This is a genomic window from Reyranella sp. (assembly GCF_017305915.1).
In the GTDB taxonomy this organism is placed as follows: Bacteria; Pseudomonadota; Alphaproteobacteria; order Reyranellales; family Reyranellaceae; genus Reyranella.
On the sequence record NZ_JAFKJN010000025.1, the window covers coordinates 15,009 to 31,133 of the forward strand.

The 16,125-nt window shown below is 68.8% G+C and carries 14 protein-coding genes; 8 read left to right on the forward strand and 6 right to left on the reverse strand.

Going from position 1 to position 16,125, the window contains the following annotated elements:
* Window positions 1–5: 5 nt before the first annotated feature.
* The 3 genes from J0J01_RS23685 to J0J01_RS23695 all read left to right on the forward strand — a co-directional run bounded on the left by J0J01_RS23685 (window position 6) and on the right by J0J01_RS23695 (window position 3,941).
* On the forward strand, window positions 6–1,922 hold the full coding sequence (locus tag J0J01_RS23685) for a peptidase M4 (protein WP_296385210.1): 1,917 nt from the start codon (window positions 6–8) through the stop codon (window positions 1,920–1,922).
* A 2-nt stretch (window positions 1,923–1,924) separates the two neighbouring features.
* Entirely contained in the window at window positions 1,925–3,565 is a 1,641-nt protein-coding gene (locus J0J01_RS23690; protein ID WP_296385212.1) for an MBL fold metallo-hydrolase, read from the forward strand.
* Between the two features lie 91 nt (window positions 3,566–3,656).
* Window positions 3,657–3,941, forward strand: a complete 285-nt coding sequence (locus J0J01_RS23695) for a DUF2277 domain-containing protein (RefSeq protein ID WP_296385215.1) — start codon at window positions 3,657–3,659, stop codon at window positions 3,939–3,941.
* 133 nt (window positions 3,942–4,074) lie between these two features.
* Here J0J01_RS23695 and J0J01_RS23700 read toward each other — a convergent pair whose 3' ends face one another.
* Window positions 4,075–5,109: a TIGR03617 family F420-dependent LLM class oxidoreductase gene (locus tag J0J01_RS23700; RefSeq protein ID WP_296385218.1), complete on the reverse strand. Its 1,035-nt coding sequence runs from the start codon at window positions 5,107–5,109 to the stop codon at window positions 4,075–4,077.
* Between the two features lie 29 nt (window positions 5,110–5,138).
* On the opposite strand from J0J01_RS23700, the gene J0J01_RS23705 reads away from it, so the two are divergent.
* Window positions 5,139–6,146 (forward strand): alpha/beta hydrolase, encoded by a 1,008-nt coding sequence (locus tag J0J01_RS23705; RefSeq protein ID WP_296385220.1) that lies wholly within the window; start codon window positions 5,139–5,141, stop codon window positions 6,144–6,146.
* Window positions 6,147–6,149: 3 nt separating this feature from the next.
* On the forward strand, window positions 6,150–7,778 hold the full coding sequence (locus tag J0J01_RS23710) for a GMC family oxidoreductase N-terminal domain-containing protein (protein WP_296385222.1): 1,629 nt from the start codon (window positions 6,150–6,152) through the stop codon (window positions 7,776–7,778).
* A gap of 160 nt (window positions 7,779–7,938) precedes the next feature.
* On the opposite strand, the gene J0J01_RS23715 is transcribed toward J0J01_RS23710, so the two are convergent.
* The 3 genes from J0J01_RS23715 to J0J01_RS23725 are packed head-to-tail and all read right to left on the reverse strand — an operon-like array spanning window position 7,939 to window position 10,976.
* A complete protein-coding gene (locus J0J01_RS23715; protein ID WP_296385224.1) occupies window positions 7,939–9,039 on the reverse strand; it encodes an FAD-dependent oxidoreductase in 1,101 nt (366 codons plus the stop codon).
* Between the two features lie 6 nt (window positions 9,040–9,045).
* A complete protein-coding gene (locus J0J01_RS23720) occupies window positions 9,046–10,167 on the reverse strand; it encodes an amidohydrolase family protein (protein WP_296385226.1) in 1,122 nt (373 codons plus the stop codon).
* Between the two features lie 8 nt (window positions 10,168–10,175).
* Window positions 10,176–10,976 (reverse strand): glucose 1-dehydrogenase, encoded by an 801-nt coding sequence (locus tag J0J01_RS23725; protein WP_296385227.1) that lies wholly within the window; start codon window positions 10,974–10,976, stop codon window positions 10,176–10,178.
* A gap of 49 nt (window positions 10,977–11,025) precedes the next feature.
* Here J0J01_RS23725 and J0J01_RS23730 point away from each other — a divergent pair, with 49 nt between their 5' ends.
* Together J0J01_RS23730 and J0J01_RS23735 are read left to right on the forward strand one after the other, a co-directional pair.
* Window positions 11,026–11,898, forward strand: a complete 873-nt coding sequence (locus J0J01_RS23730) for a TauD/TfdA family dioxygenase (RefSeq protein ID WP_296385229.1) — start codon at window positions 11,026–11,028, stop codon at window positions 11,896–11,898.
* Between the two features lie 57 nt (window positions 11,899–11,955).
* Window positions 11,956–12,927, forward strand: a complete 972-nt coding sequence (locus J0J01_RS23735) for a TonB family protein (protein WP_296385231.1) — start codon at window positions 11,956–11,958, stop codon at window positions 12,925–12,927.
* Between the two features lie 27 nt (window positions 12,928–12,954).
* Here J0J01_RS23735 and J0J01_RS23740 read toward each other — a convergent pair whose 3' ends face one another.
* Window positions 12,955–13,767, reverse strand: a complete 813-nt coding sequence (locus J0J01_RS23740; protein ID WP_296385233.1) for an enoyl-CoA hydratase-related protein — start codon at window positions 13,765–13,767, stop codon at window positions 12,955–12,957.
* A 13-nt stretch (window positions 13,768–13,780) separates the two neighbouring features.
* Window positions 13,781–14,761, reverse strand: a complete 981-nt coding sequence (locus J0J01_RS23745; RefSeq protein WP_296385234.1) for a 2-oxoglutarate and iron-dependent oxygenase domain-containing protein — start codon at window positions 14,759–14,761, stop codon at window positions 13,781–13,783.
* Between the two features lie 48 nt (window positions 14,762–14,809).
* Between J0J01_RS23745 and J0J01_RS23750 the strand changes: the two genes are divergently transcribed.
* Window positions 14,810–16,099 (forward strand): MFS transporter, encoded by a 1,290-nt coding sequence (locus J0J01_RS23750; protein ID WP_296385235.1) that lies wholly within the window; start codon window positions 14,810–14,812, stop codon window positions 16,097–16,099.
* Window positions 16,100–16,125 lie beyond the last annotated feature (26 nt).

Genomic DNA, 16,125 nt, shown 5'->3' on the forward strand with positions numbered 1-16,125 from the left:
AACCCATGGCCAAAGGCGAGAAGAATTCCATCGCGAGGGAGAAGCGTTATCCGTGGCTGAAGATCCCGCCGCCGCCGGTCAGGGCGCTGCAGGTCTACGCCATCGACCCGAGCACCGGCAATTTCCAGCGCAACTACATGACCGTCCACGTTCCCTGGGAGCCGCTCGAGCCGGGCCCGACCGGGCGCAAGATCGGCGTCGTCGACTATGACGGCGTCAACAAGTGCTACTACCCGCCGATCGATCTCGACGATCGCCTGGTGCTGGCGAACGACGGCCTCAATCCCTCCGAATCGGATCCCCGCTTCCACCAGCAGATGGTCTATGCCATCGCCTCCCGCACCATCGCGATGTTCGAGACCGCGCTCGGCCGCGAGATCCATTGGCGCCGCGCCGATCGCTTCGGCGGCGCCGCCGAATACGACGATGCCCTGCGCAAGAAGGACGACATCGAGATCCTCAAGCTGTATCCGCACGCCATGCAGGAGGCCAACGCCTACTACAGCCCCGAGGCGCACGGCATCCTGTTCGGGTACTTCACCGCCAACAAGACCGGCCAGGGCCGCAATCTTCCCGGCCAGCGCGTCTTCACCTGCCTGTCGCAGGACATCATCGCCCACGAGGTGACGCACGCCGTCATCGACGGCATCCGCACCTATTTCACCGAGCCGACCAATCCCGACGTGCTGGCCTTCCATGAAGGCTTCGCCGATCTCGCCGCGCTGTTCGCGCACTTCTCGCACAAGGAGGCGCTGACCGAGGCGATCCGCCTCACCGGCGGGCGGCTTTACCAGACCACGCTGACCCCAGTCGCACCGCAGGCCCGCAGCGGCTTCGAAACCGCCGCGGACGCCGAGATCGGTGCCGAGGTCGCGCGGACCAATCCGCTGGTCCAGCTCGCCCAGCAGTTCGGCGAGGCCCGTGGCGCCGAGCGCGGCCTGCGGTCGGCGCTGGGCAGCAAGCCCAATTCCGACGACATCCACAAGAACGTCGACGAGCCGCATTTCCGGGGCTCGATCCTGGTCGCCGCGGTGTTCGACGCCTACTTCAGCACCTACATGCGGCGCGCCGAGCCGCTGTTCCGCGTCTACCGTGCCGGCGGCGGGCGGATGGACGATGATGACGTGCCGGCGCCGCTCGCCGAGCTGCTCGCCGGATGCGCCGCGGAAACCGCCAAGTTCTTCTTCCGCCTGTGCGCGCGGGCGATCGACTACTGTCCGCCGGTCGACCTGAAGTTCGGCGACTTCCTGCGGGCGTTGATCACGGTCGCCAAGGATCTCGATCCGGCCGACATCGACGGGATCCGCGACGCGCTGATGGAGGGCTTCCGGCAGCGCGGCATCTATGCCGAGAGCGCGCTCTTCTTCTCCGAAGGCGCCCTGGCCTGGCAGCGCGTGCCCCCCGGCATCCTGCCGCCGATCGAGGGCCTGATCTTCGGCAACCCGAACGGCCTGAGCAGCGAGGAAAAGGACAAGGACGGCGACGTGCTGCGCGCGTGGGCCACCCGATATCGCGAGGCGCTGGGGCTCGATGCCAAGCTGCCGGTGACGGTGCCGTCGTTCCATCCGGTGTTCCGGACTTCGGACGACGGGCGGCTGCAGGTGGAGATGGTGGTGGAGATCATCCAGTCGCGGCAGGCGGCGTTCGATCCCTGCGTGCCGGCAGCCGGCGGCTTCCCGTTCCGCGGCGGCGTCACGCTCATCGTCGAGGCGCCGGAAATCAAGCTCGATGAAAAGGGGCGCAAGATCCCGCAGCCGCCGGTCGTGCGATTCGCCATTGCCAAGACGAACGTGGGGCATGAATCGAAGCAGCGCGAGGATGCGCAGCGCGACTTCGCCCTGTCGCAGGGCCTTGCCGCCGGCGACACCACCAATCCCTCCCACTTCCAGGCCAACTTCGCCCTGTTGCACGAGGAGTTCTGATCATGGCTGCTCGCAAGAAAGCCGCTGCAAAGTCCCGCACCAAGCGCGCCGCCCGCAAGTCGACCAAAGCCAAGGTGAAAACCAGAGCCAAGACCAAGGCGAAGACGAAAGCCAGGACCAAGGCCAAGGCCAAGGCCAAAGCCAAGCCCAAGCCCAAGGCGCGGTCCAAGGCGGCGACCAAGACGCCCGGCACGCGCCGGAGCCCGGCCACCCAGAACGGCGCGGCCACCACGCCGGCCACGAAGGGCGGCCAGGGTGGATCGGTCGGCGGCAAGCTCGGCATCCGCGTCCGCATGTACCGCATCGGCTTCGGCGACTTCTTCCTGCTGACGGTGCCGGGCAAGAGCGGGCCGGCTCATATCCTGATCGATTGCGGCGTCCATGCTGCCAACATCGGCAGCATGGATGACTGCGTGAAGGACATGGCGAGTGCGGAGGTGACCAACAAGAAACTGGCCCTCGTCATCCTGACGCACTATCACGCCGATCACATGTCGGGGTTCGCCTCGAACTACGACGACTTCGCTCAGTTCGAGGTCGGCGCTGTCTGGATCACCAATCGACTCGATCCGAAGGACGGCAAGGCCTCCAAGTTCATGGCCCAGATCACATCGGTGGCGCACTCGCTGCAGCTGCAGCTCGGCGCGCGCAACGATCCGGACGGCGAGGAAGCCCAGCGCAAGGTGCACAACGCGCTCGGGGTCGAGCTCGGCGCCCGGGGCGGCGCCAACGGCGGCGGCAACGCCAAGGCGCTGAAGCTCCTGCAGGAGGGCTTCAAGAACAAGCCGCCAGTGTACTATTACCAAGGCGGCGATACGCCGACCTTGCCGGCGGAGCTTGAGGGCAAGATCACGGCCGACATTCTTGCCCCGTCGCCCAAGGAATCGGGCGGCGAATATTCGGCCAGCGACAACAAGAAGGAACAGTACCTCGCTGCCGCCGCCGACGCCGGCGGCGTGCCGAACCACAAGAGCGTTAGGCCGTTCGAGAAGACGTGGCCGGCGAGCGCGGCCGACTATCCCGCGAGGGTGTTCCACGAATTCGACAGCGGGATCGCCGAACGCAGCCGCAAACCCAACAACGACGGTGCAGCGAAGCTGCAGGCCATGCTGGAGAACATGCAGCCGGACGTGCTGGCCGCCGCCGCCGACAAGCTCGACGGCACGCTCAACAACCAGAGCCTGGTGGTGCTGTTCACCTGCCAGGGCAAGAAGCTGCTGTTCGTCGGCGACGCGCAATGGGGCAACTGGGCCTACTGGCTGTACGGCAAGGCCGTCGCCGGCAAGGATCCCGGCATCACCGCGCGCGCCAAGGAGATCCTGGGCTCGATCGACTTCTACAAGGTCGGCCACCACGGCAGCACCAACGCGACGCCAATCCCCGCGGTCGGCGCGCTCAACGAGCACGCGGCCGCCATGTGTTCGACCGCGACCGGCGCCTATGGCAGCCCGGCCAAGAAGACCGAGGTGCCGCGAACGGCGCTGATGGATGCGCTCGAGACCAAGACCAAGGACCGGATGGTGCGCAGCGACTGGGTCCCTGCCGGCAAGACGAAGCCCGACGCGCAGGCCAAGGCGGAGCTGGCCGACCTGCCCAGCGGGTTCACCACGCCGGGGGATCTCTACATCGACTACAATCTCTAGCCGGCGTCGGAGCACGGGTCGCCTGCGGATTGGACTTGCGCGACGGGGGCGTGCCAGCATCCCGGGCACCCCGTGCCGCAGGAGCCGTGCCATGTGCCGCAACATCCGCAATCTCTACAACTTCAAGCCGCCTGCGACGGACGAGGAGATCCACGCCTCGTCGCTGCAATTCGTGCGCAAGCTGAGCGGCTCCAACCGGCCGTCCAAGGCCAACGAGGAGGCCTTCAACAGCGCTGTCGAGGCGGTGTCCCGGGCGGCGCGTGAGTTGATCGATGCGCTGGTCACGACGGCGCCGCCGCGCGACCGCGAGGTCGAGGCGGCGAAGGCGCGGGCCCGCTCCGCCATGCGCTTTGGCCGGGCGGATAACGCCGCCTAGAGCATATTCCGTTCGGCTAGAATCAGCCGAACGGAATATGCCTGCTGCAACAACAACGCCCGTGCGCGCATTTCCGGGCAGATGGAACCGCGAGCGGTTCCATCTGCCCGGAAATCGCTCTAGCGCTTGGCGGTCACGCGGCCTTGCGCACCGCGCGCGCCACCTCGCCCCAGCGCTCGAGGACCTTCGGATCGACCTCGCGCCAGTGCGAGGCGAGATAGATGACGAGCCGTGCGGCGATTCCCTTGTAGCGGGCGATCATGCGGTCGGCGACGTCGTCCCAGCGCGCCACCACGGTGAACTGGTCGAGGATCTCGTCGGTGAGCAATGCCTGGCTGCGCGCCGTGTCGCCCGTCTTGAGGCAATCGCGCAACTGGTCGCGCAGGCCGATATAGCCGAGATCGTCGAACTGGAAGGCGTAGTTCGGCGTCGCGCCATAGAAGGCGATGGTTGTCTTGGCTTCCTTCACGGAGAGGGCACGCTCTTCCGGCGTGTCGCCCGCCGCGACGATGACCGGGATGATCTTGTCGATCTTCGCGGGATCGCGGCCGGCCCGGGCGGCGCCTTCGGCGAGTCCCGGCAGCAGGCGATTCTTGATGTAGTGCATCGAATGCATGGGATGGACGTGGATGCCGTCCGCGACCTCGCCCGCCACACGGACCATGATCGGGCCGACCGCCGAGATGTCGACCTTCACGTCCTCGTACTCGTGCCGCGGCGGCGTCCACTGCTCGGTGAGCAGGCTCAGCTTGTAGTAGCCGCCGTCATGCTGCAGCGGCCCTTCGCGGCGGAAGGCCGACAGGCAGGCCTTGGTGGCCAGCACATAGTCCTTCATCTGGGCCGCCGGCTTGTCGAAGGTGCCGGCGTATCGCCTGACGATGTGGGCCTTCACCTGGCTGCCCAGCCCGAGCCGGAACTTGCCCTTGGTGTTCTGCGCCAGCTCCCAGGCGATCTCGGCCGATACCATCGGGCTGCGCGCGAAGGCGATGGCGATGCCGGTCGAGAAGTGCAGCAACGGCGCGGCCATAGAGGCGGCGGCGATGTTCATCCACGGCACCTGATGGCCCTCGGTGAACAGCATGCCGGAGAAGCCGGCCGCTTCCACCCTGCGGGCTAGCGCCGCCACGTTGTCCCACGTGGTGGCGCGCGTCATGACGTCGAATTCCATGATCTGCTTCCTCCGTTGCGGGCCTTGCCATGGCCGCAACCGGCGGGTCAAGTTTACAGTCGGAGGAAACGGAGGCGGAAATGAGCCAGGACACTTCAGCCCGGCGTGACGTTCTCAAGGGGATGGTCGCGGGTGCGACCGGTCTGGCCGCGGGGACACTCGGGCAAGGCGCGGCCCAAGCCGCCGGCACACCCGCCTACAACCCGGGCGCCCGATTCGAGGTCACCGTCAGCGAGGTCGAGCTTCGGCGCAACACGGCCGGGCGGATGCTGATGGCCCGGATATATCAGCCGCAGGGGGCGGGCCCGTTTCCGACGGTCCTCGACCTGCACGGCGGCGCCTGGAGCCGCAAGGACCGGCTGGCCGAAGAGCCGATGGATCGTGCGCTCGCGGCGTGCGGCCTGCTCGTCGTCGCCGTCGACCTGACGCTGGCAGGCGAGGCGCCCTATCCGGCCTGCATCCAGGACGCCAACTACGCTGCGCGCTGGCTCAAGGCGAATGCCGCGCGCTGGAACGGCGACGTTTCCAGGCTCGGCGTCTACGGATCGTCGAGCGGCGGCCATGTCGCCGAGCTGCTGGCGATGAAGCCGCGCGATCCGCGCTATGCGTCGATTCCCCTGGCCGCTTCACCCGATATTGACGCCACGGTCGCCTACGTCGCGATGCGCTCGCCGGTCAGCAACACGTTCGCGCGCTACCAGAATGCCGAGCGCCGCCGCAGCGAAGCGTTGATCAACGCCAGCAAGGTGTTCTTCTCGCCGTGGGAGACGATCCACGAAGGCAATCCGCAAGAGATCCTCGAGCGCGGCGAGAAAGTGATCCTGCCGCCGCTCCTCATCATGCAGGGCGCGCTCGACGACAACGTCCTGCCGGAGATGCAGGAGAAGTTCGCCAACACGTACCGGGCGGCGGGCGGCGAGTGCGACTATCGCCTGTTCGAGAACTCGGTCCACGAGTGGGTCGCCGAGCCCGGGCCGCAGACCGACAAGGCGCGCGAGACGGCCAAGGAATTCATTGCGCGTCAGCTGAAGGTCTGAATCATGCCGACTGTTTTCGATTACATCGTCGTCGGTGCCGGCTCGGCGGGCGCCACCCTCGCCAGCCGCCTGACCGAGAGCGGCGCCCACAAGGTGCTCCTGCTCGAGGCCGGCACCGAGGAATCGAGCTACTTCTGGTCGCGCATCCCGGTCGGCGTCTCCAAGATGATCGACCTGCCGGCGGTCAACTGGTGCTTCGCGGCCGAGCCGGACGAAGGCTCGGGCGGCCGCCGCATCGAGGTGCCGCGCGGAAAGATGCTGGGCGGCTCCAGCTCGATCAACGGCATGGTCTATATCCGCGGCCAGGCGCAGGACTACGACCACTGGGCGCAGCTCGGCAATCGCGGCTGGAGCTGGCAGGACGTGCTGCCGGTGTTCAAGCGCATGGAGAACTACGACGGCGGCTCGGACGAGCTTCGCGGCCGCGGCGGGCCGCTCAGGGTCACCGACACGCCGCGCCACAAGATCCCGCTACTCGAGAAGATGATCGAGGCCGCCAACAAGATCGGCCTGCCGTTCAATGCGGATCTCAACGGGGCGACGCAGGAAGGCATCGGCATGTCGCAGGTGACGATCGCCAAGGGGCGGCGGCAGAGCACGGCGTTCTGCTATCTCGATCCGGCGCGCTCGCGGCCGAACCTCGTCATCGAGAAGGGGGCGCTGGCCGAGACGCTGATCCTCGAGGGTCGGCAGTGCGTCGGCGTGCGCTATGCCGTCGGCGGCGACAAGCGCGAGGCGCGGGCCTCGCGCGAGGTCGTCGTCTGCTCGGGTTCGATCAACTCGCCCAAGCTGCTGGAGCTCTCGGGCATCGGCCAGGCCGACCTGCTGCGCGCCCGCGGCGTGACGCCGGTGCACGAGCTCAAGGGCGTCGGCGAGAACCTGCGGGATCACTATTCGCCGCGCGTCAAATTCGCCATCACCGCGCGCAACGCCACCTTCAACGACAATGCCCGCGGCTGGCGGCTGGCGCGCGAGACGATGAAGTACGCGCTGTGGGGCGGGGGCTTCCTGGCGACGACGTCGGTGCCGATCCGCATGTACTTCCGTACCCGGCCGGGGCTGGAAACGCCGGACGCCACCATCTCGATCCTGCCGTTCCTCTACGAGCGGGTCGGTCATGAGCGCCGCATCTCCGCCAAGCGCGGCATCACCATGAACGTCAACGTGCTGCGCTCGGAGAGCCTCGGCTCGATCCACATCAAGTCGGCCGATCCGGCCGAGCCGCCGGCGATCCGATTCAATTTCCTGTCGGCGCGCGCCGATCGCGAGGGCCTGCTCGCCGCGATCCGCAAGGGCCGCGAGCTGATGGCGACCCCGCCGCTCAAGGAGATCACCGGCGAGGAGATCGCGCCCGGCGCCCATCTCAAGACCGACGACGAGATCCTCGAGTGGGTGCGCAACAACGCCGAGACGACCTATCACCCGGTCGGCACCTGCAAGATGGGCAACGACCCAATGGCGGTGGTCGGTCCCGAGCTCAGGGTGCACGGCATCGCGGGCCTGCGGGTCGCGGACGCCTCGATCATGCCGACGCTCACCAGCGGCAACACCAACGCGCCCTGCATCATGATCGGCGAAAAATGCGCCGCGATGGTGCTGGCGGCAGTCACCGAGCGCCGGGCGGCAGCGTAAGACAGACGGAAACTTCGAAAGATTGTTGCACTGCCACGTCCGGCGCGTCCGGACCCGTCCGGCCGGGGGGATGGCGCCGGATTCCGGATTCTTGCGAAAAAGCCTTATGGAATCGGCATCGGATGCGTCCGGCCGCCGGCCGGATTCCGCCTGGACGCGTCTAGACGCCGTGCAGCCGGGCCGGGTCGAAGGTCTTCAGCCGGTCGGGCGCGAAGGCCGTCAGGTCGACATGGCTGGCCCCGCCGTCGAGGATCAGCTCGGCCATCGCCTCGCCCGTCGCCGGTGCGTTGAGCATGCCCCAGACGCTGTGGGCGGTCGCCACGTAGGCACCGTCGACGCCCGGCACGCGGCCGATCAGCGGCACACCATCTTCGGCGACCGGCCGGAAGCACGCCTGCCGCGCCACGACCGGCGCAGCGGCGAGCACCGGCGACAGCCTTCGGCACAGCGCCTCTAGCCGCGCAGGGGCGCCGTCGTCCGGCGCGACCTGGGCGGGATCGATCGGTAGCGCGCCGGTGCTCGAAATGGCGCAGGCCCACACGGTGCCGTCGGCGCGCGCGAACACCTCGGGCGCCAGGACCTCGCCGCTCGCTTCCTGGTACTCGAGGAACAGCGCCTCCGCCGGCGCCTGCCCGCGGGCATCGAAGACCAGGCTATGGCCCTTGAAGCCGTACACGGCCGGCAGCGGCAGCCAGCGCGTGGCCAGGATCGACCATGGCCCCATGGCGATGACCACGGCGTCGGCGTCGACGGTCTCGCCGTCGTCGAGCGCGACGCCTTCGACGGCGCCGCCTGCGCTTCGCACCAGGCCCGCCACGGTGCCGATGCGCAGCTCGGCGCCCTGCGCCTCAGCGGCGCGCATCAGGCCGCGGGTGAAGGCGCGCGGCTCGACCAGCGCCGTCGTCTGCGGCGAGCCGATCTGGCCGGTGATCGCCACGTCGTCGGACAGCCAGGGCCGGCTCGCGCCCCCCGCCGCCTGGTTCGCGATCGCCCAGCCGCTGTAGGTCTCGAGCCGGCGATAGCCCCACGGATTGCCGAGCTGCTCGGCCAGCTCGGCGTGGAGCGCGAAGCTGCGCCGCGCCAGCCGGTCGACCGGGCTGCCGCGGCACCAGTCGAGGGCCAGGAAGCCGCCTGACTTGCCGGACGCGGACCCGGCGACCTCATGGCGCTCGACCACGATGGCCTTCGCCCCGCGGCGGCTGAGGAAGTAGGCGATCGCAACACCGATCGCGCCGCCGCCGCAGATGACGATGCGCTTCACGATCGGTCAGTGCAGCCCGTAGAACCCCATGGCGCCGCCGGCCATGATCTTGTGCTGGCTGTCGGCCGACAGGCCCTTCATCCGCTCGCGCAGCATGTCCGGCGCGCCGGGGAAGAAGCCGTCGCGATGCGGATAGTCGGTCGCCCACAGGATCTTGTGCGGGCCGATATAGTCGGCCAGCGCGCCGAGCGAGCCCTCGACCGGCTCGAACGAGATCCAGCAGTTGCGCCGGAAGATGTCGCTCGGCCGCATCGTCAGGCCCGAATCGTTGAAGCCCTTGTCGTCGAAGTGACGGTCCATGCGATCGAGCCACGGCGCGATCCAGCCGCCGCCCGATTCGAGGAAGCCGACCCTGAGCTTCGGATGGCGCTCGCACACGCCGCCCCAGATCATGCTCATCGCCGCCAGCATCATCTCCATGGTGTGCGAGATGATGTGCTGGGCGCCGCGGCCATCGAAGCGGTCGATGCCGACGGTCGGCATGCCGCTGTTGCCGCCCTCGTGCAGGCCGATCGCGAAGTCGAGCTCCTCGGCCGCCATCCAGAACGGCTCGTAGTCGGGGTCATGCAGCTTGCGGTCGTTGTACGGGTTGGGCCGCAGGAAGCCGCCGCGGAAGCCGAGCTCCTGGCGTGCGTAGCGCATCTCCCCGATCGCGAGCTCGATCGACTGCATCGGCAGCATGGCGATACCGAACAACCGGTCGGGGTAGGGCTTGCAGTAGTCTGCGAGCCAGCGGTTGTAGGCGCGGCACATCGCGGCGGCGAAGGCGGCGTCGGTGATCGAGCCGACGAACAGGCCGAGGCTTGGATAGAGGAAGGCGGCATCGATGCCGTCGAGGTCCATGTCGGGAATGCGCGCGTGCGGATCGAAGCCGCCCTTGCGGCCGTCCTCGTAGTCCATGCTTTCGGCGGCGACCACGCCCTGGCGCGCGCCGACGCCGCCGATCCCGCCGAAGCCGGCGCGGCTGCCGAGCAGCTTGGCTTCGAGCAGCAGGCGCTGCTTGCCGTGATTGTCGCGGACCAGTTGCGGGGCGCGGTCGCGGAAGGCGGGATCGAGGTATTCGTTCCAGAGCGTGAACGGCTCCAGGATATGTCCATCGGCATCGACGACGTTGTATGTGCGGGCCATGGTGACACCTATCGTGTGGCGAGGCTGGTGACAGCGCCGCCGGTGGCGGTGCGCCCACTGTCGACGACGAACTGCCCACCCGTCGTGTTCGACGCCAGGTCGGAGCAGAGGAACAGCACCATGTTGGCGATCTCCTCCACCGTCGAGTAGCGGCCGGTCGGCAGCGCCGCCTGGTAGCGCTTCTCGACCGCGGCCGGATCGCCCGGTGAAAGCTGCTGCTCGAGGGAATGGATCATGCGCGTATCGACCGGACCCGGGCACACCGCGTTGACACGGATGCCCTGGCGCGCCACCTCGCCGGCGGCCGTCTTGGTCAATCCGATGACGGCGTGCTTGGAGGCGACGTAGGCCGGCATGCCGGGCGTGCCGACCAGGCCTGCGACCGAGGCGGTATTGACGACCGAACCGCCGCCCTGGCGGATCATCTCGGGCAGCACGTGGCGCAGGCCGAGGAACACGCCCTTCACGTTGACGCCGAGCACGGCGTCGAACACCGCCTCGTCGTACTCGGCGATCGGCGCCACCTTGCCTTCGATGCCGGCATTGTTGAAGAAACAATCGATACGACCGTATTGGTCGAGCGCGGCCTGCACATAGGCCTTCACCTCAGCCGATTTCGTGACATCGGCGGTGACGGCCGTCGCGTCGCCGCCGTTCTGGCGGATGATGCCCGCCGTGGCCTCGGCCGCCGCGCCGTCGCGGTCGACCACCACCACTTTGGCGCCGTAGCGCGCGAAACCGACGCTGGCGGCCCGCCCGATGCCGTTGCCGCCGCCGGTGACCAGGGCGACCTTGCCGCTGAAATCCATGCTTTCCTCCCTCTTGTCCGACCTCGCCGGGAGACTACCATTGCGGATCATGACCATCACCGTCATCCCTCGCCATCCCGCGCTGGGCGCCGAGGTCTGCGGCGTCGACATGCGCCGGCCGATGGACGCCGCCGTCCGCCAGGCGGTCGTCGACGCCTGGACCGAGCATCTCGTGCTGGTCTTCCCGGACCAGCGCGTCAGCGACCAGGAGCACGTCGCCTTCACGCGCCATTTCGGCGAGCCCGAGGTCTTCCACCAGACCTCGCTCAGCCTGCGCTCGGATCGGGTGAAGGAGATCTTCCTGGTCTCCAATGTCGACGAGAACGACCGGCTGATGACGCCGGCCGAGCCGTCGCAGAAGCAGCTCTCCTCGGCGCGCCAGTGGCACACCGATTCGAGCTACCGGCCGATGCCCAGCGTCGGCTCGCTGCTGCACGGCATCGAGATCAGCCGCACCGGCGGTATCACCCAGTTCATCAACATGTACGAGGTCTACGACGACCTGCCCGAATCCCTGCGCCGCCAGGTCGAGGGCCGCAGGGCGCGGCACGACTTCGGCATGCTGCACCGGATCACCGGCGCGCCGGCCCCGACCAAGGCCGAGCAGGCGGCGATGCCCGCGGTCTGGCATCCGATGGTGCGCCGCCATCCGGTGAGCGGCCGCAAGTCGCTCTACATCAGCTCGATCTACAATGACGCGATCGAAGGCCTCGACGAGAAGGCGTCGATCCGGCTGGTCGAGGAGCTGTCGGAGTTCGCCGCGCAGCCGCACTACATGTACCGCCATGTCTGGGAGCCGCATGACGTGCTGATGTGGGACAACCGCTGCACCGTGCACGCGGTGACGCCGCACGATCCCACCGAGCGCCGCGTCATGCATCGCACCACCATCGTCGGCAGCGAGCCGGTCATGGCGGGCTGACGACCCGTACCGCGTATGGATCACGTTGCCAGCGTACCCTCGGCCAGCTCCGGCCGCATGTCGCCCGAGGCCATGGCCCTGGCCGCGTTGCTGCATGCGCTGGCGGCGCTGGCCTTGTGGGGGCTGGCGGCCTACCGGCCGACCATCGTGCCGCAGGAAGACCCGATCGAGATCACGGTCGAGAGGCCCAAGCCGCCGGAGCCACCTCCGCCACCGCCGCCGCAACAGGCGCAGCCAAAGCCTGTTCCGCCGCCCGTCGACGGGCTGAAGCCGCCGGCCGAGGTCGAGGCCGACAAGGCGACGCAGGTCCGGCCTTCGGGCGAGGCGCCGAAGGATGTTGCCGCGCCACCGCCACGGTCGCTCGACCAGGCGGTGCCGCAACCGCCGTCGCCGCCGCCGCCGACCGAGACCGCCATGGTGGCCCCCAACCCGCCGTCGCCCGTGCCGCCGCCGGACCGGCCGCCTCTGCAGCCCTTCCCGAAGCCGACACTGGGCCCGACGATCGGGCCGCCGCCTCCACCGAGGCCCAAGCCCCCCGAACCGCCGCCCGCCGTTGCGCATCCCCAGCCGCAGCCGCGTCCAGCGCCGCCACCTCCTTCCGTGACGCCGCATCAGCAGCCGCGGCCCTCGCCGCTGGTGGGGCCGCAGTCGCAGCAGCCGCCGGCGGTGGCACGGCGCCAGGACATACCGACGGCGCCATCGTCGCCGTTCGTCAATCCGGCCGACGAGCGCAATCGGGCAACCGCCGAACAGAACTATCTCTGGCAGGTGGTCGCCAGGCTGCGCGGCTACCGCTATCACGTCGATGCGCCGGTGATGGAGGGCCTCACCGTGGTGATGGTCACCATCGCGCGCGACGGCCGGCTGCTCAGCGCCGAGGTCGTCCGTTCCAGCGGCGTCGCCGCGATGGACCAGGGCGTGCTCAGCGGTATCCGCCAGGGCTCGCCCTATGCGCCACTGCCGGCGAGCATCTCGGGGCCGAGCGCCCGGTTCCGGCTGCCGTTGGTCTCGCTGCCGGAAGAGCGCTAGGCCCCCGGAGATGAAGCGCGGGCTGGGCTACCGATACTTGGCGCGGGCGCTGTCGAGGGTTGGCAGGCGGTAGCGGTCCTCGGAATCGTGCCAGCCCTTGAAGTTGGGCTTGCGCTTCTCGGCGAAGGCGGCGCGCGATTCCATCAGGTCGTTCTTGTCGCCGTGGTCGTGCAGCGCGGCGGCCAGCATCTGCTGCTCGGCGCTCGCCTGCGGCCGCATGTGGCGCATCATGTGCACGGTGTTGACCCGCGAGGCCGGCGGCAGGGTGAGCAGGTGCTCGGCCATGCCGAGCGCCGTCGGCATCAGGTCGGCGGCGTCGACGATGCGGTTCAGGAAGCCCACTTCGTAGAAGCGCTGCGCGGTGAAGCGGAAGCCCAGCGCCATCTCCATGGCGATCGGGTAGGGCAGGTTGGCGACGTGGCCGTGATTGTAGCCGCCGAGCAGCCAGCGCTTGGCCTCGGAGACCTCGAACACCGCTTCGCGCACGGCGACCCGCAGGTCGGTGCGCTCGACCAGCATGAAGCCGCCGCCCATGGCGAAGCCGTTGACCGCGGCGATCACCGGCTTCTCCAGCGCGCCCGACATGAACGGGTCGGCCATCTTCGGCCGCTCGCCGCCCGGCCGGCCCTTCTCCAGCGACTCCTTCATGTCCTCGCCGGCGCAGAAGCCGCGGCCGGTGCCGGTGAAGATCGCGACCTCCAGATGCTTGTCGTGCCGGAAATCGGTCCAGATGCGGGCGAGCTCCGAACGAATCTCGGTGTTGAGCGCGTTGAGGCGCTCCGGACGGTTCATGCGCACGACGAGCACTTGCCCGTGACGCTCGGTTTCCACCACGGCCATAATTCTCTCCTCTTTACTCGGCGGCTTGCTGCAGCAAGTCGTAGGTCCGCTTCTGATACGCGACCATGTAGTCGGTGTACCAGGTCGTCTCGTACTTGGGCGGCTTGTCCGGGCCGACGGTCGTCGGCACCGCGGCAATCGGCCAGTCGATCTTGGCGTCGCAGAAGAAGGCCAGCGCATAGCGCTCGCCGCCGCTGCGGTTGATCGCGCGGTGCGGCGTCGCCAGGAAGCGGTCGTTGGTCCAGCGCAAGAGGAGCTGCCCGCCGTTGACGACGAAGGCGTCGGCGATCGGCGGCGCGTCGAGCCATTGGCCGTCCTGCCTGCGGATCGCCAGGCCCGACACCTCGTTGGGCGCTAGCACGGTCAGGAAGCTGGTGTCGGTGTGCGGCGCGATGCCGAAGTCGTCCTCCGCCGTCGGTTCCTGCGGCGGGTAGTGGGTCATGCGCAGCTTGTACTGGAGGTCGTCGAACGCGTTGTCGAACCAGGTCGGCGGCAGCTCGAGCGCCACGGCGTAGAGCCGGACCAGCTTCTTCACCAGCGCTTCCAGCGCGTCGCAGTAGCCCATCACCGTGTCGCGGAAGCCGGGCAGGTCGGCCGGCCACTGGTTGGCGCTGCGGAAACGCTTGTCGGCGACCACGTCGGGATGATCCGGCGCGAGATCGCGGGCGACGAACAATGCCTCGTTGAGGTTGGGCCGCGTCACGGCCTGCACCACCGAGGTGCGCAGCGTGTCGCCCTTCATCGGCAGGTAGCCGACATTGTGCTTGTCGATGCGGATCTTCATCTTCTCGTCGAGCGGCAGCGCATGGAAGCGCGCCGCTGCGGCGTAGATGTCGGCGATCCGCGCGCGCGGAATGCCATGGTTGACGATGTAGTAGAAGCCGATCTCGGTCAGGGCGTGGCGCAGTTGGCGCGCGGCGTCCTGCTGCGCCCCCGGCGTGCCGGCGAGGTACGGGCCGAGATCGATGATAGGGATGGAGTCGCCCGCGGCCATGCGGAACAATAGCGCTCCTCGGGAGGAGACAACAATGGCGGGCCGCTGATGGCGCGCGCAGACATCGCGATGCGGCCGCCGATTTTGCCGCGCCTGCTCGCACCGCGGCTGCCCTTCTACTACGGCTGGGTGGTGCTGGGCTGCATCTGCCTGGCGGGCTTCGCGCGCCAGGGGCCGGCGGTGGCGGTGCTGTCGGTCTTCGTCGTGCCGATGACCGAGGCGTTCGGCTGGTCGCGCGCCTCGATCGCCGGCGCGGTGTCGCTGGGTGGGCTGCTGGCGGCGTTCGTGTCGCCGATCCTGGGGCCGGTGCTCGACCGGCGCGGGCCGCGGCTGATCCTCTGCCTCGCCGTGCTGGCGACCGGGCTCTCGACCATGGCGCTGTCGCTCGCCCAGTCGCTGATCGTCTTCTACTGCCTGTTCGTCTTCGCCCGCATGGTCTGGGCGAGCCCGTTCGATCTCGGGCTCTATGCCTCGGTGAACAACTGGTTCGTCGCCCGGCGCACCTTCGCCACCGCCTTCGCCACCCTGTTCCAGATGCTGGGTCTGGTCGCGATCCCGATCATCGCCCAGCTCGCCATGCATGACGGCGGCTGGCGCGCCGGCTGGATGGCGGTCGGCATGACGGTGCTGGTCGTGGGCTTCCTGCCGGTCTGGCTGCTCCTGGTGCGCCGGCCGGAGGATCTCGGCCTTGCCGTCGACCATGCCAAGCCTGGCGCCAAGGCGGCGGCGGCCGAGCCGCGCTTCAGCCGCGCCGAGGCGATGCGCACGCGCGCCTTCTGGCTGCTGTCGCTCTACACCGTGCTGGTCTATCCGGTGCAGGCGGGCGTCAGCCTCCACCAGGCGGCGCACCTGATCGAGCGCGGCCTGACGCCGATCGCCGCCGCGACGGTGATCAGCGTGTTCTCGGCGATGTCGGCGGTGTCGGGCTTCGGCCTCGGCTTCCTGCCGCGGCGCCTGCCGCTGCGCTTCGCCATGACCGGGGCGGCGGTGCTGCTGGCGATCGGCTGCTTCGCGCTGATCGGCGTTCGGACCGTGCACGGCGCCTACCTCGCGGCCGGATTGTTCGGGCTCGGCATTGGCGGGCTGATGACGCTGCTGCCGGTGGCGTGGGCCGACTATTTCGGCCGTGAGAGCTTCGGCGCCATCCGCGGCGTGGTGCTGAGCGTGCAGACGCTGGCGCAGGCGGTCGGCCCGGTGCTGTCGGGCGCGCTACGCGACTGGAGCGGCGGCTACATGCTTTCACTCACGCTGTTCGGCAGCCTCGGAGTCCTGGCGGCGTTCGCGTCGCTCGCGGCGACGCGGCCGCATGTCGCGGACGAACGCTTGCCGCCATCGTAAGCGTCTCGTAAGCTTTCCGCGGTCCG